Origin of the sequence: Rothia sp. HMSC067H10, from assembly GCF_001810635.1 — a bacterium.
Lineage (GTDB): Bacteria > Actinomycetota > Actinomycetes > Actinomycetales > Micrococcaceae > Rothia > Rothia dentocariosa.
Map to the genome: position 1 here is coordinate 28,219 of NZ_KV802284.1, position 26,000 is coordinate 54,218.

General features: G+C 53.6%; 23 protein-coding genes and 1 tRNA gene. 1 reads left to right on the forward strand and 23 read right to left on the reverse strand.

From position 1 onward, the window contains the following. Positions 1–158 precede the first annotated feature (158 nt). Both HMPREF2756_RS02325 and HMPREF2756_RS02330 read right to left on the reverse strand, forming a co-directional pair. Positions 159–1,448, reverse strand: a complete 1,290-nt coding sequence (locus HMPREF2756_RS02325) for an MFS transporter (protein ID WP_070617879.1) — start codon at positions 1,446–1,448, stop codon at positions 159–161. 260 nt (positions 1,449–1,708) lie between these two features. Then, positions 1,709–2,947 carry an alpha-hydroxy acid oxidase gene (locus tag HMPREF2756_RS02330; protein WP_070617881.1) on the reverse strand — a complete coding sequence of 413 codons (1,239 nt, stop codon included), beginning with the start codon at positions 2,945–2,947 and terminating at the stop codon, positions 1,709–1,711. Between the two features lie 411 nt (positions 2,948–3,358). Here HMPREF2756_RS02330 and HMPREF2756_RS02335 point away from each other — a divergent pair, with 411 nt between their 5' ends. Then, on the forward strand, positions 3,359–4,042 hold the full coding sequence (locus HMPREF2756_RS02335) for a TetR/AcrR family transcriptional regulator (protein WP_004005982.1): 684 nt from the start codon (positions 3,359–3,361) through the stop codon (positions 4,040–4,042). 223 nt (positions 4,043–4,265) lie between these two features. Here the strand turns inward: HMPREF2756_RS02335 and HMPREF2756_RS02340 are convergent, their stop codons facing one another. The 21 genes from HMPREF2756_RS02340 to HMPREF2756_RS02445 all read right to left on the reverse strand — a co-directional run bounded on the left by HMPREF2756_RS02340 (position 4,266) and on the right by HMPREF2756_RS02445 (position 24,511). Beyond that, positions 4,266–6,434 (reverse strand): bifunctional copper resistance protein CopD/cytochrome c oxidase assembly protein, encoded by a 2,169-nt coding sequence (locus HMPREF2756_RS02340; protein ID WP_070617885.1) that lies wholly within the window; start codon positions 6,432–6,434, stop codon positions 4,266–4,268. A gap of 64 nt (positions 6,435–6,498) precedes the next feature. Then, positions 6,499–7,761 (reverse strand): Dyp-type peroxidase, encoded by a 1,263-nt coding sequence (locus HMPREF2756_RS02345; protein WP_070617946.1) that lies wholly within the window; start codon positions 7,759–7,761, stop codon positions 6,499–6,501. A gap of 365 nt (positions 7,762–8,126) precedes the next feature. Next, positions 8,127–8,918 carry a copper chaperone PCu(A)C gene (locus tag HMPREF2756_RS02350; RefSeq protein WP_070617888.1) on the reverse strand — a complete coding sequence of 264 codons (792 nt, stop codon included), beginning with the start codon at positions 8,916–8,918 and terminating at the stop codon, positions 8,127–8,129. A gap of 203 nt (positions 8,919–9,121) precedes the next feature. Then, positions 9,122–9,727, reverse strand: coding sequence for a copper resistance CopC family protein (locus HMPREF2756_RS02355; protein WP_246825806.1), 606 nt, complete (start codon positions 9,725–9,727; stop codon positions 9,122–9,124). A 94-nt stretch (positions 9,728–9,821) separates the two neighbouring features. Beyond that, positions 9,822–10,601: a hypothetical protein gene (locus tag HMPREF2756_RS02360; RefSeq protein WP_070617894.1), complete on the reverse strand. Its 780-nt coding sequence runs from the start codon at positions 10,599–10,601 to the stop codon at positions 9,822–9,824. Positions 10,602–10,666: 65 nt separating this feature from the next. Continuing rightward, positions 10,667–10,822 carry a hypothetical protein gene (locus HMPREF2756_RS11235; protein ID WP_004005976.1) on the reverse strand — a complete coding sequence of 52 codons (156 nt, stop codon included), beginning with the start codon at positions 10,820–10,822 and terminating at the stop codon, positions 10,667–10,669. Between the two features lie 28 nt (positions 10,823–10,850). After that, entirely contained in the window at positions 10,851–11,309 is a 459-nt protein-coding gene (locus HMPREF2756_RS02365; protein ID WP_070617897.1) for a hypothetical protein, read from the reverse strand. A 304-nt stretch (positions 11,310–11,613) separates the two neighbouring features. Next, positions 11,614–12,501: a hypothetical protein gene (locus HMPREF2756_RS11240; protein WP_070617900.1), complete on the reverse strand. Its 888-nt coding sequence runs from the start codon at positions 12,499–12,501 to the stop codon at positions 11,614–11,616. Between the two features lie 461 nt (positions 12,502–12,962). Next, positions 12,963–13,553 (reverse strand): hypothetical protein, encoded by a 591-nt coding sequence (locus tag HMPREF2756_RS02375; RefSeq protein ID WP_070617903.1) that lies wholly within the window; start codon positions 13,551–13,553, stop codon positions 12,963–12,965. Positions 13,554–13,902: 349 nt separating this feature from the next. Next, the gene (locus HMPREF2756_RS02385; RefSeq protein WP_070617910.1) at positions 13,903–14,415 is read right to left on the reverse strand and encodes a cell surface protein; all 513 of its coding nucleotides are present in this window, start codon (positions 14,413–14,415) and stop codon (positions 13,903–13,905) included. 39 nt (positions 14,416–14,454) lie between these two features. After that, positions 14,455–15,297, reverse strand: a complete 843-nt coding sequence (locus HMPREF2756_RS02390) for a hypothetical protein (protein ID WP_070553607.1) — start codon at positions 15,295–15,297, stop codon at positions 14,455–14,457. Positions 15,298–15,945: 648 nt separating this feature from the next. After that, a complete protein-coding gene (locus HMPREF2756_RS02400) occupies positions 15,946–16,596 on the reverse strand; it encodes a hypothetical protein (protein ID WP_070617917.1) in 651 nt (216 codons plus the stop codon). A gap of 358 nt (positions 16,597–16,954) precedes the next feature. Beyond that, a complete protein-coding gene (locus tag HMPREF2756_RS02405; protein ID WP_004005969.1) occupies positions 16,955–17,275 on the reverse strand; it encodes an HU family DNA-binding protein in 321 nt (106 codons plus the stop codon). 95 nt (positions 17,276–17,370) lie between these two features. Next, complete coding sequence (rpsN, locus tag HMPREF2756_RS02410; protein WP_004005968.1) at positions 17,371–17,676, reverse strand: 30S ribosomal protein S14; 306 nt, start codon at positions 17,674–17,676, stop codon at positions 17,371–17,373. 2 nt (positions 17,677–17,678) lie between these two features. Further along, the gene (rpmG, locus tag HMPREF2756_RS02415; protein ID WP_004005967.1) at positions 17,679–17,849 is read right to left on the reverse strand and encodes a 50S ribosomal protein L33; all 171 of its coding nucleotides are present in this window, start codon (positions 17,847–17,849) and stop codon (positions 17,679–17,681) included. Positions 17,850–17,852: 3 nt separating this feature from the next. Next, the gene (gene rpmB, locus HMPREF2756_RS02420) at positions 17,853–18,089 is read right to left on the reverse strand and encodes a 50S ribosomal protein L28 (protein ID WP_004005966.1); all 237 of its coding nucleotides are present in this window, start codon (positions 18,087–18,089) and stop codon (positions 17,853–17,855) included. A gap of 535 nt (positions 18,090–18,624) precedes the next feature. Continuing rightward, a complete protein-coding gene (locus HMPREF2756_RS02425) occupies positions 18,625–19,455 on the reverse strand; it encodes an SGNH/GDSL hydrolase family protein (protein WP_070617920.1) in 831 nt (276 codons plus the stop codon). Positions 19,456–19,649: 194 nt separating this feature from the next. Next, positions 19,650–20,486 carry an ABC transporter ATP-binding protein gene (locus tag HMPREF2756_RS02430; protein ID WP_070617923.1) on the reverse strand — a complete coding sequence of 279 codons (837 nt, stop codon included), beginning with the start codon at positions 20,484–20,486 and terminating at the stop codon, positions 19,650–19,652. 427 nt (positions 20,487–20,913) lie between these two features. Then, complete coding sequence (locus tag HMPREF2756_RS02435) at positions 20,914–23,070, reverse strand: acyltransferase family protein (RefSeq protein ID WP_070617949.1); 2,157 nt, start codon at positions 23,068–23,070, stop codon at positions 20,914–20,916. Between the two features lie 145 nt (positions 23,071–23,215). Beyond that, positions 23,216–23,292, reverse strand: a tRNA-Thr gene (locus tag HMPREF2756_RS02440). Positions 23,293–23,617: 325 nt separating this feature from the next. Continuing rightward, on the reverse strand, positions 23,618–24,511 hold the full coding sequence (locus HMPREF2756_RS02445) for a DsbA family protein (RefSeq protein WP_004005962.1): 894 nt from the start codon (positions 24,509–24,511) through the stop codon (positions 23,618–23,620). Positions 24,512–26,000: the final 1,489 nt, after the last annotated feature.

Genomic DNA, 26,000 nt, shown 5'->3' on the forward strand with positions numbered 1-26,000 from the left:
TTATGCCAGCGGTGCGGGCGTGTTCACCGGGCGACAAAAGTTTATGAACTCGCCCCGCAATACGCCGTCATATTTTGTCATAGAACCACGGTCCAATCGTCACGTTATCTGGCAATACTACTCCTCAGTAAGAAGAGAAAACATACAAATTCTGCTTTCTAAATTTCTTGGATACGGATCCGTAAAAGTTGTGGTCCTAAAATGATTAGCACCGCAAGTTCCCCCAGGCCTGCAACCCACAGAGCAGTTGAGATTGACACTGCTTCTGCAAGTGAAGAAATCATGAGAGCGCCTATCGGTAGGCTACTCATGATGCAGACACGGGCACTAGCATTTACACGTCCAAGCGCTTCAGCGGGAGTGATCTTTTGCCGTAAAGTTACGAGAGCTATATTCATGATTGGACTTCCGTACCCAATACAAAATTGTCCCAATAACAGACAGATCCATGACCATCCAGGGAAAATAGCGGCGGCTGTAAGAATCGATCCCACTGCCATCCACACCACGCCAATACCTACGCAGGCTCCCTCTTGAACTTTCTCCGACCATATACGGTAGCTAAGTGCACCACATAAAGCACCTATCCCTGCTAGCGATATAGCAACACCATATGCAGACGAATTTAATCCAAGGGTTCGCGTAACATATAGAACAAATAAGGCGCTTATTCCTGCCTCAAAAATATTAATGAAGGCACCCGATAGTACGACCAAACGAATAACAGGCGTGCGCCATACAAGTTTAAGACCAGCCATCATATCAGAAATAATACTGGGTGTATTCAGCGAACTTCTCTGTGAAATTGCCGATGGAACCCTGAAACGACCTGGTAGCAGTAGCAACACGATAAATGCAATGAGAAAAGTTACTGCATCCAAAGTAATTAGGTACTCTGGGCGGTAATGTGCTGCTAAAAATCCTCCCATAAGTGGTCCTATAAGCTGAGCCATTGAACGAATAAGCTCAAACCTGTTATTTGCTCTGTCAAGCATATTCCGGGGCACAATGTCGGGGACATAGGTTTGATAAGCAACATCGAAGAATACGTTACAGACCCCCATGCAGAATGAGATAACTACGAGAACTGTCACTGTGAGATTCTGCGTAAGCGCAAGAAGTGGGATCAACCCAATTAATCCGGCACGTGTGATATTACATACCACCATCATGGTCCAACGACTATGTCTATCAACAATTGCCCCGGCGATAAGTCCTATCAAGATAATGGGCAGCCACCCTACAGCGCTGACAACGCCCAGAGTTATTTCTCCTGCGCTAAGCGTTATCGCAACGATAAGAGGAATCATCACAGAAGAAATCTGAGTGCCGAAAAGTGAGAAGGACTCTCCAATAAGCACGGTAGTAAAGGAAGCAGGTAGCCTTGTGCGTGTGATATTCGCTGTAAAACCAGTATGAGGTTCCGGCACTGATTCAGAGGCTGCCATGAAGATACTCCTGAAGTTCAGATAATTGAGGAAATCAATTATAGATCCTCCGCATTAGTGCTCCGCTGAGTAAACATGGAAAAAATAATTACCTCATTATGACAAAGAGTACGTAGCCCTGAATCATATATTCATCTACAGGAAGCAACCTACATACTAAAAGGCTCTTGAGGTGAGCAAAGCAGAGTTTCTAACGCTTTGTTCACCTCAAGAGCCTTTTATCATCCCCTAGCGAAAGGGAGGTTATGCAGCTTTAGAGCTTACGCCTTCGGGATCGGCTGCAGGCGGCGCAGCTGAGTTACGTGCTTGGGCTCAAGTTCGGCAATGTTGTGCACCTGGAGCAGCTTCATGGTGCGGCGTACCTCGTCGGAAAGGATCTCGATAGTCCGGTCCACGCCACGGCGACCACCAGCCATAAGCCCGTACAGGTAGGCGCGACCGATCAGGGTGAACTTCGCGCCCAGCGCCATAGAGGCGACAATATCGGCACCGTTCATAATGCCGGTATCGACCATCACCTCGGTATCCATCCCTACTTCGCGCACAACCTCCGGGAGCAGGTGGAAGGGTACGGGCGCACGATCCAGCTGACGACCGCCGTGGTTCGAGAGCAGGATGCCGTCTACGCCCAGATCGGCGAGTTTCTTAGAATCTTCGAGGTTCTGCACGCCCTTAATCACGATCTTGCCGGGCCACATTTCGCGGATAATCTTCAGGTCTTCATAGTTGATGGAGGGGTCCATCGCGTTATCCAGAAGCTCGCCCACGGTGCCGCCGGTCGAGGAGAGCGAAGCGAATTCCAGCTTGGGCGTGGTCAGGAAGTCGAACCACCACCAGGGGCGCGGAATTGCGTTCAGCAGGGTCTTCGTCGTCAGATGCGGAGGAATAGAGAAACCGTTGCGCTTATCGCGCAGTCGAGCGCCAGCAACGGGTGTATCTACGGTGAAGAAGAGCGTATCGAATCCTGCCTTGGCGGCGCGTTCTACCAGCCCGTAGGAGATTTCGCGCTCACGCATGACATACAGCTGGAACCAAAGGCGGCCGTTGGGGTCTGCGGCGCGCACATCCTCAATGCTGGTGGTGCCCAGAGTAGACAGGGTGAAGGGGATGCCCGCGGCACCTGCTGCACCGGCGCCAGCAATCTCACCCTCGGTCTGCATGAGGCGAGTGAAGCCGGTGGGAGCGATACCGAAAGGCATGGCAGAGGTACCGCCTAGAACCTCGGTAGTGGTGTCTACGGTCGAAACATCTGTGAGCACGCCGGGGTGAAACTCGATATCCTCGAAGGCCTGGCGTGCGCGGTTCATAGAGAACTCGCCTTCGGCGGCGCCATCGGTATAGTCAAAAGCGGCAGCTGGGGTGCGGCGTTTGGCGATCTTGCGCAGATCATAGATGGTGAGGGCTTTTTCGAGGCGGTTCCCGGCGAAGTCCAGGCTGGGCTTCTTGAACGTCATAAATTCTTTGAGTTCGCTGGGCTTGGGGAACTGACGTTGTACCATGGGGCGCCTTCTTTCTGCGGGGTTGCCGCTTCATTGCTATACGAGGTTCAAAGCGTCATATACCGCGATATAACGCAAAAGTATGGTGTGTGTTCATTCACAGTTATGATCGGACCACACAATGCCCGTAATCTTAAGCTAACCCATACTAATAAATAAGGCAAGGCTTGACTTATTAACCAGCGCCGAGTGCTACACACCGTTTTTGAGGCGGTTTTTCGGGGGAAGGACCCGCAAACCTTGCTCTCGCGACGCTGCGAGGCTAGTACATCTGTGACTTTTTGATCAGGTGACAAGAATTTTCATTCTTGTCTCACCCTGAGATACCGGGGCAAACTGCTATTTTTATTCCGCCTCGTAAAGACCTATTATCAGATATGAATATGCAATCACCGTGCAAGGAAACCAACCATGACCCAACCCAAAGCCCGCCGTGGACGTCCCCCAAGCCTAACCCGTGAGCAGATTGCCAAAACCGTTTTAGACGTAGGCTTTGCCAATCTCACGTTTGCCGCCGTTCGTGACCGTCTAGGGGTAGGGGAAACCACCCTATATCGCTACGCACCGGACCGCGACGAACTGGTACGTATGGGGCTCGAATATGCCTATTCCGGTATTGAGGTTCCTTCCTTTGAAGGTCCCTGGCGTGAGGTTCTGACTGCACACGCCCTCAATACCTGGCACAGCCTTGAGAAATACCCGGGCGCGGCAACCGAAGTGGCACGCGGCATCGTTCCCCCCATTGCTACATACTTTTTCGAAGAGCTTTGTGTGATTCTCATCAAACAAGGTTTTTCGGCAAAGAAGGCCGTTCTCACCTGCGATATGCTGCTAGACATGGTTATCGACAGCAGACGAAGCGTTGAACACAGCGATGCGTTTATTGCTGAAACCGGCGCTGGACGTGAAGAAATTCAGCACCAGATGCAGCGCACCTCAACCGACCTGCAGTCTTTCCAAGACCCAGGTGCTTCCGCCGAGCGTCAAGAGATTCGGACTATTCTGCGGGATTCGGTGACCTCGGATCCCTTAGAGTGGCTGCGGCATAAAATGACCATTCTGCTCGACGGCATCGAATACTCGCTCAAGTCATAACGAACGGCTTCATCTGCCGATACCGTCTTATGTGGCGTAGGGGCACCCCTCTGGGGACCCCCTACGCCCTTTATTTTTATGCCGCGAGTATGTTCAGCAACGACCGGGTTCAAAGGCTTTGCTGCGGGTACACCACACGCGGTCACCAATGACAAAGCTTAACTACGAAGGTAGCTTGATCGCGTTCGCGAGGGGCTTGGAAGAGCGAATGAATGAAAGTCGTTTAGGAGCTGTCGCGCGCATCCTCTTCATGCAGGCGCTCAAACATCTCGTTGTAGGCATTCAGTTCGGCGTCCCCATCACGGTCGGCCTGCCGGTCAATGCGTGCAGCAAGTTTCTTATCTGCCATAGACCATTGGAAGCCCACCGCAATCGCCACGATCATGGTCGGAATTTCACCGATACCCCACATGAGCGCGCCGCCCATCTTCTGGTCGTCCAGCGCCGACAAACCCCAAGTGCGCCCCAAATTGCCGAACCAAGAAGCTTCCAGGAGCGCCTTGGAGTTCATGATCGATATGCCGACGAAGGCGTGGTACCCCAGGGTTGCAATCAGCATAATCAGACGCATCGGGTACTCGGGGCGGTGCGGAATCGGGTCAATACCAATAAGCACCAGCATGAAGATATAGCCCGTGAGCGTAAAGTGAATCATCATGAATTCGTGCCCGATATGGTACCGCAGCATCACCCCGAAAAGCGGCGTGAAATAGACGATAATAATCGATCCCGCAAAGTTTACGGCGGCAAAAATGGGGTGTGTAACAACTTTCGACCACCCCGAATGCACGATGCGCACAATCCACTCACGAGGGCCTCGCGTACCGTCTTGGCGCGGCTCCAGCGCCTTAAGCAGCAGTGTTACGGGCGCGCCCAATACGAGCAGAATCGGCACGACCATCGTAAGCACCATATGCTCAAACATATGCACCGAAAACAGCACACGCGAATATACAGCGGGTGGACCGGAGGTGATATAGTTCAGCACGAGCAGCCCTAAAATCCAGGAGACAGCGCGCATCACGGGCCAAGAGTCACCCGCACGACGTACCTTCACGAACGCCCACAGATATACAATCGCCAGATACCCCAGCACAGCAACCCAGAACCAGTCCCAACGCCACTCGGTGAACCAACGCTGAAAATGCGGTTCGGGCGGCATATCGTACCAGGTGATAATGCGCACCGGCGTGGCATCCGGCGCGAGAGTTTCCGGAACCGGCGGCGGTGTACGTGAGAGCGAAGCCCCCAGTCCGGAGGCTGCCCCCATGATCACGAGCTCAGCAGAGATGGCGCTCCACAGGGCACGCGTACCATTCATCTTACCGGCAGAGAGCGCGGGAATCAGATAAAGCCGATGCGCTGCCCCGATTACCCCGAGCAGAAGCGTTAACCCCAGTTTAAGCAGCACAATCTTACCGTAGTCGGTGCCTAAATCCCGCCACGATGACATGCGCACCCCGGCGTTCGTAATACCCGAGAGCAGCACGAGAATGAACCCAATGAGGGCAAGCAGCGAGTAGCGGCGCAGTACCGCCTGGGCCATCGGCACGCGACGAGATACCGCCGTGTGTTCGCCGCGGTGTGCCTCAACAATGGTGCCGGTGCCCGCATCCTTACCCGAAATACTACGCGAGATAAACGCTAGCGCGATCAGCCCACCGCACCAGATACTCACCCCCAGCAGGTGCAACCCCAGGGAGTTGACGGCACCCATATGGTCCTGCCCGCCCGAGGAATGCCCCGAAAGCGCCATATCCGCGATACCAACGAGCGAGATCATGAAGATGAAAAACAGTCCCATAAGCGAGCGTACCCCGAAACAGGCGGTGGCGACCACGGCGGCGACCACGACGGTCATACCTTTTTCTTTACCCGCATCTAAGGTGGTGATATAACTGATGAGCTCACTAGCGTAATCGGTGCCAGAGCCAATGGGTCGCCCCGAAATATCGGCATAGGAAAGAATCAAGACGGCAAGCGCCGCAAGAGTCCACAGCACGGCGGAGGCGGCGGCAAGGTTCAGCACATCGGCAAATGGCTTGTACTCTTTTTCGACAGCGTTTTTCCTGGTGCGTTTGCCTCGGTGTGTTCCGGCGGCATCGGCTGCATAGCGGGGAATAATGCCCATCGCGAAGATCAGCGCACCCATGGTCGTCGCCATCGAGAAATTATGAATAACCTCGGAAATAGGCAGCGCCCAGCGCACAAAACCGCCAGCATCGGCAAGCTCGGTTCCCGAGTTCGCCAGGGTTAGCCTTAACGAGACCAGCAGAGTCAGCAGACCGACCCCAACATAGGCGGTAATCCAGGGCGCGGACAGCCCGGGGCGCACGGCGGCGCGCTGAGGGTCAGTCTCGGTTTTCTGCGGTTGTGAAGACGTAGTAGCCATAGTTCTTTTTCATCTGTGGTGTGTGCGATGGTGCATGTTAGGTATGCACGTAAATTCTGGACGGCTAGGTGAAAAGGCTTTCGCCGATATACCCGCCTTCCTCACGTACCCCGGCAGGAATTGCGAACACGGCTGATCCCACCGGAACCGTCCATGTGTTAAGCATATCCAGTTGTTCAAGCCGTTTCTGAATAGGCACAAACTGCGCCACCGGATCTGCCTGGTAGGCCACGAAAATCAGCCCCGCATCCGAAATGCCGCCGCTGATCTGCCCGTGCTCTGAGAACCCTGAAGCGTTAAAGACCGGCTCGTCATAGTTATAGCCGCGCCGCAGGATGCGCTCCCACGGTTTCTTCTCAAGCTCGGTGCCGTGCGCCCGGCGAATATGCGCATACGGGGCGATGACCTCAAAGCCCAGATTATCGAGCTTATCAAAGTCGGGGTCATCAAATTCATCATTGCCGGTCAAGGGCGCGCCGTTAGAGAGCTTACGCCCGATAGCGTCTTCACGAGCGGGGGTATCGACCTCATCCCAAGTATCCAGATTCATGTGGATGCGCCTAATCACCACGGAGGTACCGCCCGGTTCCCAGGCCTGCGGGAAGTTCTGCTCAGCGTTCCCCTCGCCCCACACGATCTCGTGTGCCGACCCGCCGCCGCGCCCAGGTGTCTCGTGAGGGTCTTCGACCGGATTCACGGTGCCGTCTACCTGGCCGAAGAGATTACGCGGAGTGCCCTGACCGGTACCGAAGGCGCTCAGAAAGCCCTCTTGCACCCAGCGGATACGCCCGAAGGAGCGGGTGTCTTTGGTGAGCATCCGCTGGGCATGCGAGACCGTCAGCAGATTATCCCCACAAATCTGCAGGAACAGATCACCGCCGTTCCACTTCTGCTGCAGTTGGTCGATCTTCGGGAACGCTGGGAGAGGTTTAAGCCACGCCGGTTTTTTGGCGGGTGCCACAATATCAAAAATCTTTTCGCCAAACCCGAATGTGATAGTCAAATGTGCGGGAGCCTGCACAAGCTCAGGTTCCTGATCTGTCAGCGGAGTCTGCCCTGCAGTCAGGGCGGCCGCATCGGAGGTCAAAATCCTCAACAGACGCTGCACCCCGGGGGCTTCCAGCCCATCGTTCAGATCAAGAGCAATAAAACGCGCATGAGCCTGTGCCGGGGTCATAATTCCGGCTTGCTTATCGCCGTAAAAATTCACGGTTTGAGTGGTCAGCATCTGCTGCGCGGATACGGCCTCGTGCGCACCCGTTTCATGCTCCGGCATTATCAGCCCGCGTGCCCCGGCGCCAACGGCCACACCGGTCCCCACCCCCAGGAAAGCACCGGCGAGCGCTGTACGGCGACGCACCCCGGGAGATTCCACAGACCGGGCGCCTTGATGCCGTGAAGAGTCCGCAGCTGCCGATCCTTCAGAGATCCCGGCGGTACCCTCCTGCGGCTCGTTGGCCTCCGTCGAAGAAGGCTCATGCGGAGGCTGCGGGGTACCCATCTTGTCATTCTCCGCCGTCATAATCTTTCATTCCTCTATGCCTGCGGCTATCTCTCATGCGCGCTATCGGCGCTTCAGTTGAGTGAGGCAGGATGCACGGTGCCAGTCCCCCAAATGTTGCGGTTTCGTACGCCGCGCATCCTGCATAGGCTCGGTGGATGTGTTAAAACACCCGTTGCCGAGCGCTGCGGCTACTTACACTGCGGTTTTGCGGATGCACTCCCCGAGGCTTCGCCGCTCATATGGTCGTGGTCGCTGTGCTCACCGTGTTCGTGCGTACCATGTTCATGATCGGAGTGCTCGCCATCCCCATGATTATGCTCATGATCGGAGTGTTCACCATCCCCGTGACTATGCTCGTGACCTTCATGGGAGTCACCCGAAGCTGATGCGGATGCGCCCGCCGAAGCTGAGCCGGTGGACTGCGCATCGCCCTGATATTCTTCCTTAGCGCCAGAGTAGTCGCGTGCCTCAGGCTTGAACTCCAGGGTTGCGCCGTCCTCAGTCTTAAGGGTTACCGTGGTGCTGGCGCCCGCTGAGAGCGAGCAGTTCAGACCCATCAGCATAATGTGGTTGCCTCCGGGCTTCAGCTCCAGGGTCTCCCCCGCTTTCACCGTAAATTCCTGCACCTGCTGCATCTTGGTGCTTCCGTTAGAGTCCTTAACCGTGGTGTGCAGCTGCACTTCATCGGTCGCAGTCGAGGTTGCCGAGACGACCTTCACATCGTGATCGCTGGTATTGGTAATCTTGCCGAAAACGCCGGTCATACCGCCGTCGGTTGCCTTAGCCCAGGTGTTCTCAATCTTGAGCGGGCCTGAAGACGACTGTGCCGAACCGCTTGCCGCTGCGCTGGAAGAGCTCGTTGCGGATGCGCTCGAATCAGAGTTCGTGTTGGTAGAGCCACAAGCGTTCAGGGTAAGAATCCCGGCGAGAGCTACGGAGCTCAAAGCCATCAGCTTGTGGTGAGCCTGAAATTTTTTCATGATCTTTTACTCTTTTCTGGCGGTAAAACCCGCCTGTGTGTGCGAATAATTCTTCGGCAGGCACATGCGACAGTTCGCGGCGTTCGATTATTCTGCGACTTTTATTCGTGTGTGCCGCGGTCTGCTGGAAGATCCCGATGCAACGCCTGCCAATGGGTGTGACGTCCGGAAGCTACCCAGTAACGTCACGAATGTACAAGGCATTATGCGGAACGTTTTTTGAGCAGGGCGAGAATCCCCACAGCCAGCACGACGAAGAAACCTACACCGCCGCCGATCAGCCACCAATTCACCCCGGAATCGGAATCTGACTTAGTGGAGTTCTGGGTATCAGCTGCGACCTGCGAAGATTCGCCGGTGCCCGCATCCTGCGAGGGTGCTGCGGCTTTACCAGCGCCAACGCTGAACGTATAGGTCCCCTGAATAGGGTGCCCGTCCGAGGAGACTACGCGCCAGGTGACGGTATAGGTCTCGTCGGCGCTCGCATCCTTGATCTTGAGCGGCTGGGTGACGGTCGTTCCCTTCACCTGTGGCTCGCCTTCAGCTACGGATGCGCCGGTCGAATCGACCACGCGCACACGGTTTCCGCCCTCAATATTCATGAGGTTCGCGCTGTAGGTCAGGTTCAGCTCGGCAGGTGCCTGCGTCAAAGTTGCGTTCGCGGCGGGGTCGGAAGAAACCAGTTCGTCATGCGCCTGCGCTGCGGCACCGCCGAAAAGCATCAGGCTGGCGAGCAAAACCGCTGCCAGGGTACGCATCATGGTGCGCATATGTGTAAATCCTTTATCTGCATCGAATGCCCATGCCACATGCGCTTTCACGCTCGGTTTTAGTCGAGGAAGGTGTATAACACTCACGCGAGCCAGCCGGTGGGCAGACTCGTAGCACGGGCGATGGTTGGGGTTACGCGGGGTTTCCCAAGACTGCAGGCGGTCCTCGCTCCACGCGGGAGAACGCTAGCATCAGCCGACGAAGATAAACGGATATGACAAAACGTCCGTATATACGGGGAAAGACAGGAAGCGGTGCCAGCACCGGAACGCGCAGAGCGGACTGCAAACGTGTATTCAGATAACAGTGTAAAGCCCACAATGCCTGTGCGAGAGCGCGTTCACCACGGTGCAAAAGTATAAGGCTTAGCAGGGCCGCAAGAGCGTGCGCCCCGATCATAGTGCCGGTAGCATGCTGGGCGACGGCGTGATTGAACCCATTCCCGTGTTCAAGGGCAAGGGGTGTTCCGGGCGCATGTGCATGACCGTGCGCGTGGTTTCCTTGCAGTGCCGCCACACGATGCGCCGCCTGAGCGGATCCGTGGGATAGGTTGAAAACACCGTGGAGCAGGGTTTGCACCGTGATGGCGCCTGCTGCGGTGCCCAGGTAGATGGCTCGCTGCCGTGAGCGCGTTATACGTTCGAGAAGCGCTAGAAGTCCCAGAGCGGCGAGCGCCCCTAACGCGGTGCAAAGCGCAAGAATCATCGGATGCGCGGCACCGCCTCCGGCGAGAGTATGCCCTGCCGAGCCCAGCAGAACCGCAGATGCCGAGATAAGCCAGGCACGCATCACACGGGCACCTCGCCTTGTAGCGGTTGCTGACTGTACCTCACGCGGTGATGATTTCCGCTCGGCGCAGTCTTTGACGGCGAGAAGGCGGGTATGAGGGCGCGTCTTTGCGCGTGTGTGCATATTCCGCCCCCTCGCTCGTAGTCGTCATATGCGGGCGTACCCGCAACCTGTCAATATCCCACATTCTACCGGTTTGTCAGCTGACCAGGTATTTCACGGCGAAGATGTGACATGTTCGGCTGGTTAACGTTTTGAACGCCGCAATGGCGCGCATCCTCACGTTCAAGGATGCGCGCCATATGCACAGATACGCCGAAACTCGCCTGTTTCGGCGGCAGCATACCGCCTCAGAGGGGCGAATGCCTCAGGTTACTGCTTTTGCTGTTGCTGAGGCTGCTGTTGTTCTTGCTGTTGCTGCTGCTGACCCTGTTCCTCCGGCGGGTTATCCATACGGGCTCCACCTTCACTGCCGGGCTTCGTCTGCATGTGGCCACCGGTACCGCTCTCACCGGTCTGCATGTTGCCGCCCGCTGAAGGGTCTGAACCAGTGCCGCCGGATCCGCCGCCGTTCTCCATTTGTGAGCCGCCGCCAGAATTATTTTCTGCGCCTGAGCCGCCGCCAGCGCCACCGCCTGAACCGGAGTCGTCTGATGTGCCGCCGTTGTCCGTGGTCACGGATCCCTGTGAGGCTGATGAACTTGATGATGTAGATGCTGAGGATGAGCTTGAGGAGGAGTCACCACCAGAGCTGCCAGAGCCACATGCGCTCAGCGCCACCACGCCAGCAACAGCCAGGGACACAAAAACAGAAGTCTTCTTGGCGATCATACGCCTATCCTTTCTGCCGGTAATTTTTGGTTCAAACCCCACCCTCTCACACACCTAAAGTATTTTTCAGGGATTTATCCCAGGTGCGGAACGTTTTTATGCTATGAGCCGTAAATACATTGCATTTCCATAAATATTTTCGAAATGGTATGCATAAAATTATGTAGTTTAATTGCATATCCAACGGTTAAATTCCTCCATCATATTTATATCTTCTGTGTTTTTAGCTGAAATAAGGCGCGCATCCTCAAACACTAAGGATGCGCGCCAGATTACACAGCCGCTTCACGGCCATCTGCAGGTGCTAGCCCGCAGTGGTCGGATTGAGAGGTGTCTTAGGAGTTGCCGCTCCCGGAGTATTGGGAACCACGGGAAGATCCGGCAGGTCGGTGGGTTTTTCGGACGTAGCCTGACCGTTAACCATCACGTTGTAGGCGCCGTTGTACTGCACAGCCGTCACTGTATTGCCTTCGTTCTTAACCCAGGAGCCATCGATGCCCACCAGATCGGTATGACCATCGGAAGCGTCGGTCCTAGTCCAAGAGCCATCGTAGTAGACCGTGACCGTATCGCCGTCGGGTTCAGTAGCAGTCCAAGAGCCGTCTTCCGAGACCAGAACGTATCCCTCAGATCCGGGAGCGCCATTGGCGCCACCACCCTGTGCGCCGCTACTGTCAGCACCGGCAGCACCGCCTCCAGAGTTAGGAGCGGTGCCGCCCTGGGCACCGCCGCTACCCTCAGCGCCAGAACCGTTCGCTCCGCCGCCTGATCCGTCACCGCTGCCCGATTGTGCGCCACCCTGAGCGCCGCCACCACCTTCAGCACCTGAGCCTCCACCGGAGCCGCCCTCGCTGCCTGATTGTGAGCCAGAATCTGAACCAGACTTATTATCCGATCCCATGCCGTCGCTAGATCCGCTACCAGACCCCTTCTCTGAGTCTGCACCGCCGCTAGCGTCAGAACCGGCACTGGAGTTTGCCGAAGCATCGCCGCTGGCACCACCGCTAGCGTTCGAGGAGTCTGAGCCGCCGGAAGCGGAAGCTGAAGAGTTTGCCGATGCAGAATCGGACGCCCCGCTTCCTGCGGAAGAGCTTGAGGAGGAGCCGTTAGAATTGTCCGAGCCACAGGCGCTCAGCGCCACCATGCCCGCAACAGCCAGGGATACAAAAGCGGAAGTCTTCTTGGCGATCATACGCCTATCCTTTCTGCCGGTGATTATTGACTGGTTTTCAACTCTCTCACACACTGACGGTATTTTTCAGGAATTTTCCCCTCCCTGTGGCTCTTTTTATGCTAAGAGCAATAAATAGACCCTTTAATGCATACTCATTTCTAACCTAAACAATTAACTGTATTTTCTTGTGTTATTAAAATTAATTAATATTTTAAAATATTTACCCTTCTCTTAGACCTCAGAAAACTTAGAGCATACCTTGCACTTATACAAGCGTCTCTTATGGTTTCGGGGTTTTTATTTTGCCGCCCTTTATCCACACACCAAAGCGGTGCGCATCCTTATCGTAAGGATGCGCACCGCTTGAATTATCGCGCCGTATACCGTGATGCTACGTCCGGGTGGAGCCTTCTAGACCAGTAGTTACCGTAGCGCGTCAGAGGCAACGCACGGCATATCGGCTCTTTACATAGGATAATCTAGCCGGCAGTGGTTGGCTGAACCGGGGACTTAGGAGTTACAGCTTTAGAGTCGCTTGGCTTATTGGGCAGATCCGGAAGGCTTGGCTTCTTAGTGGACGACTTGCCATCCTCCTGAACGGTGTAGCTGCCATCAGCGTCTACAGCTGTCACATCACCACCATCTTTAACAGTCCATGAGCCATCGGAACTCACAGTGGTAATATCGCCATCAGTCTCGGTGCGAACCCATGAGCCGTCGGAAGCCACAACGACACTATCACCATCAGCTTCAGTGTAAGTCCACGACCCATCAGATACAACAGTATGCGAACCGGCCCCGCCGCCCCTATTGCCAGCGGATGCGGATGCACTCGACCCTGAACCGCTATCAGGCTGGATTCCACCGTTACCACCGGCAGATACCGTGGTATCACCATTATTCACAGTGACCGAACCATCGGAGGCGGAGACCTTGGGAGTCTCAGATGCAGAGGCGGATGCCGATGAAGAGTTCGAAGCGTTATTGGAGTTATTGGCACCGCATGCGCTGAGGGCTACAACGCCTGCTACAGCTAGAGAAAGAAGGGCGGAAGTTTTCTTGGTGATCATGTGCGTAGTCTTTCTGATGATGAATTACTGTTCAGTACCCAAAAATTTCGCGTCACAAGACTGAAATTACAGGAGCTATACCCTACCGGGAATACCTTTATTCTACTGGTTCTAGCTATGTTGAGCCTATGTAAACCTGTGTTTAACCTAAGAAACTTAAAAATTATCTTAAGGTTTTTTATGCCTATTTCAGGCCCCCAAATTCCCGCAGAAGTAAAGGGGTGGGGTATACCCCCGTACCACAAGCTCTTATCGCAGGCAGATGAAAAGCCGAAGCATCGCATCCTAGCCTTGTGGATGCGGCGCTTCGGTTCCTGAAAGTCCTCACGACAGAGGTCGCAGTCACAAACTATTGCAGAGCATACGAGGGCTCAACCGGGGTCTTAGGCGTTACCGCCTGAGGGTTTGCAGGTTTTTCAGGTATCTGAGGAACCCTGGGTTTCGCGGTTCCGGGCTGTCCACCCTTCTTCACAGTCGTGTAGCCACCATCCGCCTGCACCTTAGCCTGGGAGCCTTGCACTGTTCCCTGCTCTGCAATCTCGATTCGAGCCTTATGGGTCCATGACCCATCTGCCGACACCGCAGTTTCCTCGCCCATAATCCCGGTTTTAGTCCAAGAACCGTCAGCATTGACTTTCACCTGCAAACCATCATTGGATACATAAGACCATGAACCATCCGAGGAAACCTGTGTGGTTTGTTCCTCCATACTGCGTACCGTTACGGACGGAAAAGACTTAGGGGTTTTCGACACCGATGGAGAGGCGGCCGAACCGCTGGAGCTATGAGCAACGCAAGCGCTTAGCGTCAGAGCAGAAGCAAATGCCAGAGCAAGACTCGCTATAATTTTTGCAGTTTTCACGTGTTTTCCCATCTCAGGGCAGGAAGTCAGCCGTTTTTATTACCCGCGCCCCTGCCAAACAGCGCGCTTAGGCTGTGCTGGACGAGCCGTCCCCCGTCCAGGATACGTGGGCGCTGGGGGCGTGTAGGACGAGATTCGCCATCCATTAGAGGAGTACCATTCGCCGTTATCGGTGACGCCGAATTCGCTTCCATTCGGATACTTTTGCACCCACGATCCGTCGTCGTACACACGAATTCGGGTTCCATCGGCATTCTTGCGTTTCCACGAGCCATCAGAATCAACTTTGATAGTGCTTCCATCCGCAGCAGTCTGAGACCACGAACCATCGCGGTTCACCTTGATACTAGAAGCACCGCCATTTCCCTTGTTGCCGGTAGATCCTTGCGAACCGCCATTCTTATTTACGGATCCTGCTCCTCCCTGACCTCCAGAATTTCCCTGCTGCCCAGAGTTACTTCCAGCAGAGCCGTCAGCCGGCTTCGCCGCTTCATCGACATCCTTATTCGCATCTACACCACCAGCTGCTGCGCTTTCCTCAGGAGAATTAGCAGCCGGAGATTCGGGGGCTGTTGCCGCATCCGTGAGCGTGGGAGCATTCACGGCTTCACCTGTAGTATTACTCTCGGCGGTTGAAGAGGGAGTAGCATCCGCAGGTTCGGGGGTTGCGGTTTCAGTCGCCGTCGCGGAAGGGGATGAACTCGCCGAGGAACTGGGACTTGGAGACTTAGATTTCGTGGGGGAAGATTTTGAGCTTGAGGAGCTGCTGTTGGGCGATAATGTTACGGAGGAAGACGCCTCATTTGAGGAGCCGCAGGCGCTCAGGGCAAGAATACTCGCCACAGCCACCGATACAACGGCGTAGGTTCTCTTCATGCTCATTGCATTTCTTTCTATAAACCGGTGATGACGTCCCGTTGCGACCACCCAGACGTTCAGCATGAGCGCACCACAGCACCGAAAAACATGGTGTTATAGCAATTCACACTGAAGAGCATCGTTGCGGGATAACTAGTCCTTCCGGAAGAAGGGATACATCTATTCTAAAGGTGTTCCGCTTCTTGAAGCTATCCATTAACACGTTTCTTGAAAAATATCACGTTAATTTCTGCGGGTACCCTCAAGAATATCTCAGGAAACACTTCAAAATCTCGGACGTGAAACTACGGATTAAACTTAATCAGCATTTTTATATACATTTTCTTTACGCTTACGAGATTTCTATGTGAAGATCTTGATCCTCCCGACGCACAAACCCCTGCCCCACAAGGTAAAACTTCATTCGCGCATCAAGAGGCATACGCTCAACGACAAGAAATGCCAAAACACAAGAAAGCTCAGCTTAGTAGAGTATCACCCGGGCAGCCGACCGCAGAGATCTTTGTGCAAGGACCGTTTGATTTATAGATATTTTGAGAACAGGGTGAAATACTTATAAAGTTTACATATAAAGTATTTAATGATACTTATATATTTATATCGTTCATAGTTATATATTGTGTATATCAGTTTTCCGCACAGAACCGCGTCTTAACGCGGGACTGCAGGAGCTACCGGAGTTGCCGCCTCCGGATTATTGGGTTTTCCAGGAATTGCAGGGATTTCAGGCCGGTCTTCTTCATCCTCAACAATGCCGTTCTCGGAGACTGACCACGAGCCGTCGGCGTTAACCGTAATAACCTCGCCGTCATGGTCGGTCTGGATCCATGCGCCGCTTACGCTCACTCTAATGACCTCGCCGTCGCTCTTAATAACTTCCCACGCGCCGCTCGTCTCAACGGTGATTTTATCGCCTTCGGAGTTCGTGTGGGTCCAGGAACCATTCACATTCACCTTGGGTTCGGTTGGAGATCCACCATTGTTACGTTGCGCGGGCGTATTGTTCCCGCCGGTTCCGGGCTGATTCTGATTAGTATCACCATTCACCGAGCCGCCAGCGGTATTTCCTCCTCCCCCATTACCCTGGGGCGCGTCGGGGGCATGAGAGGGATCTGACGAGGGGTTAGAGGTTGCCGAAGGTGAAGGTTCCGCAGCCGTACCATGTGTTGAGGGGGATGCAGTCACTGTCACCACGGCGGGAGTCACCGGATCCTGAGGTTCGGAGGATGCACACGCGCTCAACAGACCAAGCCCTGCAAGGGCTAACGGAAGAGCGCTATACTTTCTCGGTACGATGGTCACGGTATGTCTTTCTGAGTGTTTCTGTGTCATAACAGGATATATTTTCAGGCTGCAACATTACTTACTACTATTTTAGCTAACCTGATTGAGACTTTTAGGTGACAAGGTGTTACCCGCTTTTCTTGGGGCGAAAGGTATTACAGCGTAATGTTGCGATGCGTATGTTCAATGTGAAGTTCTTAGAAGAATAAGATTCCGTCCCCGGTAGTTTATCCCGTCCTGACAACCTTTTCAAACGGAGTTTGGTATCGGGCGTTATCACGAGGCAGAAGCTCTCAGATAGAGAAAACAAACCATAAACATAGGGGCTCCCACCGTGTGGTGGGAGCCCCTATCAGGTCCTAGAAGTCTCAAGAAGTTACTTCTTCTTCTTGGAGGTGGCCTTGGTGGCCTTCTTCTTGGTAGCGACTGCCGCCTTCAGCTTGGAGCCTGCGGTCAGCTTCACACCGTGACCAGCGGGAATCTGGATGGTTTCACCGGTCTGCGGGTTGCGACCGGTACGAGCTGCACGGTCGGTACGCTCGATAGCCAACCAGCCGGGGATGGTGATCTTCTCGCCCTTAGAGACGGAGGTCTCGAAAGCCTGGAACACTGCGTCGAGCACTGCGTTCACGGTTGCCTGGCTCTTGCCAGACTTCTCTGCTACCTCTGCAACAAGTTCGGTACGGTTCTTAGCCATTTGGGGTGCCCCTTCCTGAGACTTATCTTTTTCAGACTAAGTCGAGCTGCTTTTCACGAGGAAAAATAACTCGCCTAGGTACAAAATACCAGAAATTACCAGCTTGACTTAGTAATACCGGGCAATTCGCCACGGTGTGCCATCTCGCGGAAGCGTACGCGGGAGATACCAAACTTCTGGAAGGTACCGCGCGGACGACCGTCGATCTGGTCACGGTTGCGAACGCGGACGGGAGATGCGTTGCGGGGTAGCTTCTGCAAAGCTACACGTGCTGCTTCGCGCTCCTCGGGGGTAGCGTTCTCGTTCACCAGCGTCTTCTTCAGTTCTCGACGCTTCTCGTCGTAGCGAGCTACGATGACCTTGCGCTGCTCGTTACGAGCGATCTTTGACTTCTTAGCCATTCTTAGCGCTCCTCTCGGAAGTCAACGTGCTTGCGAACCACGGGATCGTACTTCTTTAGCACCATACGGTCAGGATTATTGCGGCGATTCTTACGGGTTACATAGGTGTACCCGGTGCCTGCAGTGGACTTGAGTTTGATAATAGGACGCAGGTCCTTAGCCTTGGATGCCATGTACTAGATCTTCTCCCCGCGTGCGATGATTTCTGCGACCACGGCATCAATGCCACGAGCATCGATAACCTTAATGCCCTTAGCGGACACGTTCAGGGTCACCTTACGGCGAAGCGAAGGAACCCAATAGGTCTTCTTCTGAACGTTCGGATCGAATCGACGCTTATTGCGACGATGCGAGTGCGAAATGCTGTGTCCAAAGCCGGGAACAGCTCCGGTCACCTGGCAGACTGCTGCCATGTTTCACTCCTTATTGATTGACTTTTCTGACGGATGCGCAGTCGATGTTACTCGTACGTCCCGTCACCAATGTAGAAGCACCGGGTTATTCTCCGGGCTAGAGTGTTTGAGACCGGCATCTGGGTGAGATCCAGATGTCAATCCCCGCCGCGGGAAAAACGGTGAAGCATAATTTAGTGTCGAGAGGCGTTTCCACCACTACGAACAGCGTTAAATTCTAGGTAAATCCAGCAACTCACGCAAGCCTGCACGCCAGAAAATCCCCTTAAAAACCAAGGATTTTTTGGATTTTGAGGGGTAACCATTTGATACAGACTTCTTCCGGGCACGCCGAAAGGTCACGATAGAGTTACCCGCTTATTCTACCAGTTCTCGCTGTTTCCTCAAGTCACAAGGGAGTTTAAGGTAGTTCATGACGGAATTTTCGTCCCTTGTCGATATCCATGTGACAAACATCTAATTACATCAGTGAAATTTTAAATGTGAGATTAACATCTTAACTCGTACAGACCCGTATTTTACGGCATACGGCAGATTATTCTTCGAGTTCTACCGGCTCACCAAGGCCAGCGGCAGGAACCAAATTCGGGTACCTCGCGCTTAGTCCATCCCCCAAACTGCGCCCAGTCAACTGCCGACCCATCCAAGGCAGAGCATGCGTTCTTACCCAATACGCACTCTCGGCAACTCTCTCACGCAGCGGCAGAGGCTCTTCTTCACCGGCGATAAGGTTCACGTCCTGCGCCAGATGCCCCAGCCCAAACTGCGTCAGCACATGGTATGCAAAGCGCTGATGCCCCAACTCATTCATATGCAGGCGGTCGTCAGCCCACAGCCGCCAATCCAGAAAATCGTCCATACGCCAGTAATCGATAATGTGCACACCGTATTTATCCGCCACCGTGCGTAGAAGCTCGTTATACAGGGCGGTACGCGGGCGGGTCCGAGCAAAGGGTCCCTCTCCCTTCACGTCTAGGCCCGTAATCGTCAGAACCTCGATTCCTTCCGCGCGCAGAGCCGCAAAGGCTCGCTCTGCATGCGAGATAATCTCATCTATATTCACGTTTAGGCTAATAATATCGTTGCCGCCGCCGTAGAAGCTAACGAGGTTCGGTCTCAGTTCTAAGGCTGCCTCTAGTTGCTGATCGACAATCTGGTGCATCAAAAGCCCGCGGATCGCCAGGTTAGCGTACTGCGCCTGAGCATCGACTGAGCCGATAGCTTCCGCAACGCGATCTGCCCAGCCACGCACCTGGTTGGGGCGGTCGGTATCGACATCACCCACGCCTTCGGTAAACGAGTCGCCCATCGCCACATAACGCACAGGTTCGCCGTGCAATCTGGCATTTTTATCGAGTTTGAGCATGGTAGGTACTTCCTAACTTTTGGTTTTATCTACCCGCCAGTATCCCATGAATAATATGTCTGTCTTAGGTATCGACCGCAGACATCCAGCTGCGTGCGGTTTCAGGCAGGGCAAACCAATCCGTGCAGCAAACTCAAACATACCGTAACCGCGTTTTGTTCGGGTTTCTCGCTCCTGCTTTCATAAGTCTTATTTCACGGGTTCACGTCGTCCAGTATCTTCTGCGAAGCGTGCGCATACCGATGATGCGGCACCACCACCACGCTCCCGTCACTAAACGGATCAGCAACCTTGGCTTTGAGCCCAAAAATATCGTTAAGATTTCTGGAGGTCAGCACCTCGTGAGCAGATCCGCGACTGACAATTTGCCCGTCCTTCATGGCGATCAGATAGTCTGCAACGCGAGCGGCGAGATTCAGCTCGTGCAGCACCATAATCATGGTGGTGCCGCGTTCTTCGTTCAGGTCCGCCAGTAAATCCAGCAGCTCCACCTGATGCGCCAGGTCAAGGTACGTGGTCGGCTCATCCAACAGCAGAATATCGGTCTCCTGCGCAAGCGCCATCGCAATCCACACACGCTGGCGCTGCCCGCCGGAAAGCTCGGTTACTTGGCGTTCGGCGAGCGACATCGTATCGGTGGCCTCTAGGGCCCAGGCTACCGCCTCATCATCTTCGGCGCTATTACGTTTGAAAAGCCCTTGATAGGGGTAGCGCCCCCGCGAAACCAAATCGGCAACAGTAATGCCTTCAGGCGCAATAGGATGCTGCGGCATAAGCCCGACCATGCGTGCGAACCCCTTCATGGAGTACTGATGCGTAGGCTTACCATCGAGCAAAAACTCGCCGTCAAGGGGATGCAAGAGTCGCGAAACACCCCGCAGAAGCGTGGATTTACCGCATCCGTTGGGGCCGATAATGGCGGTGACCTTGCCCTGAGGGAATTCTAAGCTCAGGCCTTTGACGATAGGCTGTGCGCCGTATCCTAGGCTCACGTTGTCTACGCGCAGAGTACGCTCAGTTACGGTTTTCATGATTTACCTTCCTTTCGGTTCTGCACGAGCAACCAGATAAGTATGAGGGTACTGAAGACGCCATAAAAATGCCTACAGAACTTTTATATGCCGGACTAGGTTTGCGGCTGCAGAATCAGCGCATACCACGATCACGGCACCTACTAGCACCGGGCCTAAGAGTGTGTATCTTCCTGCGTATGAATGAAAGCTTTTTCATGTCCCGTGTGAAGACCTTAGCCAGAGAGTCCCTTCACCTTCAACGAGCACACGTCGTTCCTTCTCCCCTGCATGATCATAATACTTATATGATGTCTGCAAAATATGCACATGAAACTTCATCGCTGCATAGTAAACGTGCGGCGGCCGCCGTTCACCGAGGCTTCAGACGTACCGATGCCGCGCCTTCCGCTAAGAAGACACGGCATCGCATATTCTTGGCACGTGTTTAGAGCGAGAGCATGCCAGTGGGTATCCAGCCGCCCTTGGCGGCGCGTTCAAGCATAGTTTTCGCCATAGTACGCCCGTATGCCTTGCTCACATGGTTCTCGTCTATGTACACGTAGACGTTCCCGACAACCGGTTGGCACATTCCTTCCGGGCAGTACAGGTCAGTCATATCTACCAGCACCGCGCCCTTATCCTTGTATTTATCAAAGACCTCTTGGGCGGGGTTCTTTTCAGCCAGTTTCTCAGAGACCGGGCGCGCGCAGGATTCCAGGTCGTCTCCTGCCTTCTGTGCGCATTCGTATACGTTGTAGTCGTACCGCGGGTTATCGCGCACACCGACCACCTGTATTCCAGCGTCCGTGAACTTCTTGACCGTTTCCTCCAGGGCCGGGTCGATGCGCTCCCCATTAGACCGCGCCTCCGCGATGGTTGCGATAATCACCACGGTCTGCGGCTTACGCTGCAGAATTTCTTCGGTAACGTCCCGGTTAAACTCGGCGCACTCGTTCGAGGATGATGCATCCTGCTGCGGATACTGGCATCCGCCCAAGAGGATCGACTGCATATTAACTTTGGACTGCTCGGCAACGGGTTTGAACATGGCCATTGCCTGTTCCGCGTGGGAGTTACCGACGACCATCATAAGCGGCGAATCATCTGTTCCGTTCTTCTGCGAAGAGCAGTACTTCTTAAGCGAGTCATGAGAGAGGGCAAAATTGCCTTCGCATTTGCCGTCGCTCAACATCTCGTATTGATTCTTCAAATCACCATTGGGGATAGGGTCGTCGTGCATGAGCGCCTGATCGGTGCCTACGGCACGAGCACCTAGATGATTATCGGTTGCAGTCTGGGTCTGCGTTTCTGCCTGAATACTCGCCTGAGTATTGGAGTAGTTCACCCACGCCTGCGCACCGGCAAGAGGTATTCCTGCCAGTAAAAAGGTTGCGGCCAGGAAGGCAAGCTGATCGGCCCACGTTTTGACCGCGAAAACCCTCTTAAACCGCAGTATTTTCATCAGCCAGGGAATGAAAGGGTCTTTCCGGTAACGCAGCGGTTTCTCCACGAACTGGATCAGAACCCAAGCTAAGGCAATAGATACCGCAATAATGGCGGTGCCTTCGAGAAAGTTCACGTGGGGTTTCTCTACAGCGGTGCTGTACAAGATCAGGATGGGCCAGTGCACCAGGTACAGGGCGTAGGAGATATTGCCGAGACTCTGCAGAGGTTTAGAGACCAGCCAGCGGTCTACACCCCACCGACTGTTGGTACGGCCCGCCATAATGACGAGAGCACCTGAAACTACTGGATACAGTGCTAAGAATCCGGGAAAAGAACGCTGCACAGGCAGGAAGGCGCCACAGGTCACAAGCCCAAAAACGCCAATCCACCCCATGATGACGCGCGCCTTCTCAGGGGCCTTCCATTTGAGGGTTACCATGGCGAGCAGCGTCCCGACAGCAAACTCCCAGAGACGGGTGCGGGTATCGAAGTAGGCGAACCCCTGATTTGTCTCGGTTTCAATAATCGAAAACGTCAAAGATGCCACAAAGACCGTATTGAAAACTAAAACGGCAGTTGTGAACAAGTTCCAGCGGAAACGCTGCACCAGGTATGCAACCAGCGCGAAGAGCAAAGGCCACAGAATAAAAATCTGTCCCTGAATAGACAGCGACCAGAAGTGCTGGAACGGGGTTTTCGATGCTGCGTTTTGCGCATAGTAATCTACCGAGTTAAAAGCAAGATGCCAGTTCTGGTAATAGAAGAGGGATCCCTTCGCATCCGCGAGCATATCGGCCCAGCGGCTTGGCGATAGGATAAAAAATGATGCGATGGTCGTTCCCGCGATGGTTACGGTCGCTACCGGAAGCAAGCGTTGGAACACGTGTAGCCAGTATGTGAAGAGGTTAAGCGGCCTGCCCTCGTTGATTTTGCGCATATTCGAGAGTGAGAGCAGGAACGCCGAGATGAATAGAAAGACGTCCACGCCGCCGGATACCCTACCAAACCAGACATGGTATAGCACTACCAGGAGTACTGCGAATGCACGCAGACCCTGAATTTCGGGGCGGAATCCCCGAGTTTCATTAAAGTTTTCGAGGGGGTAAGAGTTTGAGGGTGATGATACAGTCGGGGTTTGCGCCGCTTGCTGATGCATTGCGGGTTGACCTGCTGCCATAATATCGCGTGTCCTGTGCTGCTCTGTAAATCGGTGTGTGTGGTCTCATATAATGCTAACGACCTGTAAGGGGAAAGTCCCGATTCAACGCATCAGCTGCGTAACGCATGAATCAGGACTTTCGTGGAGCCCCCTACCGGATTCGAACCGGTGACCCTCGGTTTACAAGACCGATGCTCTGGCCAGCTGAGCTAAGGAGGCAACGTCTTCTAGTGTACAGCAAACGCACAGGTATGCTAATTCAAAAGTGGATGTTATGAAAGTTTATCGTGTTCACTGTTTTTATATGTGTCTACTTAAACGCTATTTTCCCGTATTACTATATTTTTTGAGTCTTTTAGATTTCGAACTATGTTCATACGGCTCAGAAAATGTTAGACGGTCGATGAACCTTACCAGAGATGCCCTCTCATGCAGAATCATGCATTGGAATCTTAGACTATTGTGTCAGTATCCTTTGAGGCTAGAGCACGATAGAAAAAGGATTTGCCCGCAGGCTTAGCGCTTGCGGGCAAATCCTTTTATATTACTGCTGCGGGTTATTGTTATTCTTCTTGGCGTCGATCTTCCCCTGCAGGAAGCCAGTGAAGTCATTGCTAGTGTATTGTTCACCGTCCACAAAAACGGTCGGGGTGCCCCCAATATCGTTCTTCGAGGATTCTGCGGTCACGACATCCACAAGAGAACGCCACTTGTTATCGTTCATATCCGAACCGATATTTGCACCGTATTTAGATGCTATATCGGCAATCTGCTGGTTGTTCAGGTCGCCGGTTCCCTGGTGACTAAACAGTTCTTTCTGGAAGTCCAAGAATTTATCTGCACTCACCTGGTTAGCAACGGCGTATGCGGCATTAGCGGTACGTGCCGAGTACTGGGTGGGTGAATTCTGATCAAGGAAGGTCAGGTTACGGATTTCGAGTTCGATATTACCCTCTTGAACCTGTTTCTTCAGTTCCTCGCCGTACTGATCCTCAAACTCATGGCAATGCACGCAATTGTAGTCCTGGAAGATCGTTACGCGCACCGGTTTGCCGTTCTTAGAGGCTTCATCTGCCGACTGAACGCCGAGTGGCAGCTTCTTGCCCGCCTGCGGGGTACCATTTACCGAGGGGGTGTAGGAGGCGTTAGAGTCCCCTAGTTCCTTATAGTTACGGGTGTCTCGTGTTGAGGAGTTTTGGACGATTCCGTCCTTAGTCAGCACAATTCCGCCGTACTCATTCGAACTCGCAGGCACAGGACCCGATTCGGGTACTTTATTGTTCTGACCATTGATATAAACAAAGCCAATAACGAAAACAATAACAACGACTACGCCGAGTACGGTAAGTTGTATCCATCGACGGTTCATCGCGACATTGCCGCGTTTTGATTGTTTAGCCGCAATTTGGCGGGCCTTCTCGCGGGCGTCCTGGGACATTGCCTGCTCCTTTATCTTGTGATCGACGCGGTGGATGCGCCTACCGCTAACCCGTTCTAGCCTACCGAAGGTTGTTGGTAGCTGCCAGTCATAGCCAGGTTTTCTACACTTTGTGTCGCGTTCTCATGCTCACAGCTTATTTTACGGGGCAACCACAGTCACCTGCGCTGGCTATAAGCCGCGCGTACCATTATAAGACTTGTTATTCTGCGGGATAGCATCTCAGGATAAACCTGGCGGTATGAGCAAAAGCAGACTCGGTACCTTATAAGTTGTCTCGTTCCCCTATTCTCTGGGTGACATGTATGTATGTAAACCATACCTTTCCAGAGACCCCCGTTTATAGCTCATAAGTTCCACGGATAAGGCCCTCATACTGCAAGACTGCGCTACCAAGGAAAAGGTCTAAGATAGCCTCGACCGCAGACCAAGTCAGATGTCGAGATTAGCAATAAACCCTATATTTACTAGAACAGCTTCAACCAACGAGTTTCGCCCTAAGATTCCAGGGGATAATAGCATGCGATGACTCTACTACACTCAGCTTAGTTTCATCGGCGATGTCAATGTCTAATGCTGACAGTATCTTACTTGCTTAGCCACAATTTGACGAGCCTTATCACGGGCGCCTTGGGACATCGCCTATCCCTTTATCCTGTAGTCACCCCCTGTGCACTTAGCAGTTATCTACGTTGTGATCCAGCTGTTCTTCTTCACGAGCACCCTGCTAGTGGACAGTACTAGTGGACAAGCCTCGCAGTACTTTATGGCTACACACGCCGCAAGCAGTGTTACTCAGCGAGCTTCTAGCAGAGTATCGGCACCGTCAAAACCTCCAGAACCGCTATAGCTGTTCGAGTAATCATGCTCTACACCTCCGTCTTGCTCAGGGGTTTAGTGGGTAAGGGATACGGTGTAAGAGCTTCAGAATACGGCTTAGCCCCAACCACAATTCAGGTTAGGAACATTAGAACAGACACACATTCTATTCCATAACCCAATTTTCTGTCTGCATAGACGATATAAGAACGACGCGGCTATGGTGATATATGCCATAATCTGCACCAAAGTAGATCCGTCGAGCTGCAACTCGCAACAGGGTGAACGGGAGTATGAATACATGACGTCCCAGTACCGGCTTACATATACAGCTGGAATTAGAGGGTACTTTTCCGGGGCTTTACGTGTTGAAAGCTAATGCTGATATTCCAAGCGATAAAAGCATAGCTAGTTCCGTTGGGTGAGTTTGAGGTGTTGAATGGTTGTTAAGACCCGGCAGTTGGTGCATCGTTACCGGGTTTTCCTGTGCTGGTGGCACCCGTTTTTCGTCAAAGGTCCGTCACAGGTAGCGGGGGTTTTGAGGCCCATTCTTGGGTGCCGTACCGGAGTTAACACTAGTTGAGTGGTTAAATAGCGTACCAGGCCCAAACCGCACTTATAGTCAAGGGGATACTGCACCGGGTTGGGGTTGTTTAGTAAAACCACCGTT

Excerpts from the sequence above, each read along its gene's own strand:
- HMPREF2756_RS02325 (WP_070617879.1), bottom strand. The coding sequence starts at position 1,448 with ATGGCAGCCTCTGAATCAGTGCCGGAACCTCATACTGGTTTTACAGCG.
- HMPREF2756_RS02330 (WP_070617881.1), bottom strand. The coding sequence starts at position 2,947 with ATGGTACAACGTCAGTTCCCCAAGCCCAGCGAACTCAAAGAATTTATG.
- HMPREF2756_RS02335 (WP_004005982.1), top strand. The coding sequence starts at position 3,359 with ATGACCCAACCCAAAGCCCGCCGTGGACGTCCCCCAAGCCTAACCCGT.
- HMPREF2756_RS02340 (WP_070617885.1), bottom strand. The coding sequence starts at position 6,434 with ATGGCTACTACGTCTTCACAACCGCAGAAAACCGAGACTGACCCTCAG.
- HMPREF2756_RS02350 (WP_070617888.1), bottom strand. The coding sequence starts at position 8,918 with ATGAAAAAATTTCAGGCTCACCACAAGCTGATGGCTTTGAGCTCCGTA.
- HMPREF2756_RS02360 (WP_070617894.1), bottom strand. The coding sequence starts at position 10,601 with ATGCACACACGCGCAAAGACGCGCCCTCATACCCGCCTTCTCGCCGTC.
- HMPREF2756_RS11235 (WP_004005976.1), bottom strand. The coding sequence starts at position 10,822 with ATGCTGCCGCCGAAACAGGCGAGTTTCGGCGTATCTGTGCATATGGCG.
- HMPREF2756_RS02365 (WP_070617897.1), bottom strand. The coding sequence starts at position 11,309 with ATGATCGCCAAGAAGACTTCTGTTTTTGTGTCCCTGGCTGTTGCTGGC.
- HMPREF2756_RS11240 (WP_070617900.1), bottom strand. The coding sequence starts at position 12,501 with ATGATCGCCAAGAAGACTTCCGCTTTTGTATCCCTGGCTGTTGCGGGC.
- HMPREF2756_RS02375 (WP_070617903.1), bottom strand. The coding sequence starts at position 13,553 with ATGATCACCAAGAAAACTTCCGCCCTTCTTTCTCTAGCTGTAGCAGGC.
- HMPREF2756_RS02390 (WP_070553607.1), bottom strand. The coding sequence starts at position 15,297 with ATGAGCATGAAGAGAACCTACGCCGTTGTATCGGTGGCTGTGGCGAGT.
- HMPREF2756_RS02405 (WP_004005969.1), bottom strand. The coding sequence starts at position 17,275 with ATGGCTAAGAACCGTACCGAACTTGTTGCAGAGGTAGCAGAGAAGTCT.
- rpsN (WP_004005968.1), bottom strand. The coding sequence starts at position 17,676 with ATGGCTAAGAAGTCAAAGATCGCTCGTAACGAGCAGCGCAAGGTCATC.
- rpmG (WP_004005967.1), bottom strand. The coding sequence starts at position 17,849 with ATGGCATCCAAGGCTAAGGACCTGCGTCCTATTATCAAACTCAAGTCC.
- rpmB (WP_004005966.1), bottom strand. The coding sequence starts at position 18,089 with ATGGCAGCAGTCTGCCAGGTGACCGGAGCTGTTCCCGGCTTTGGACAC.
- HMPREF2756_RS02425 (WP_070617920.1), bottom strand. The coding sequence starts at position 19,455 with ATGCTCAAACTCGATAAAAATGCCAGATTGCACGGCGAACCTGTGCGT.
- HMPREF2756_RS02430 (WP_070617923.1), bottom strand. The coding sequence starts at position 20,486 with ATGAAAACCGTAACTGAGCGTACTCTGCGCGTAGACAACGTGAGCCTA.
- HMPREF2756_RS02435 (WP_070617949.1), bottom strand. The coding sequence starts at position 23,070 with ATGCATCAGCAAGCGGCGCAAACCCCGACTGTATCATCACCCTCAAAC.
- HMPREF2756_RS02445 (WP_004005962.1), bottom strand. The coding sequence starts at position 24,511 with ATGTCCCAGGACGCCCGCGAGAAGGCCCGCCAAATTGCGGCTAAACAA.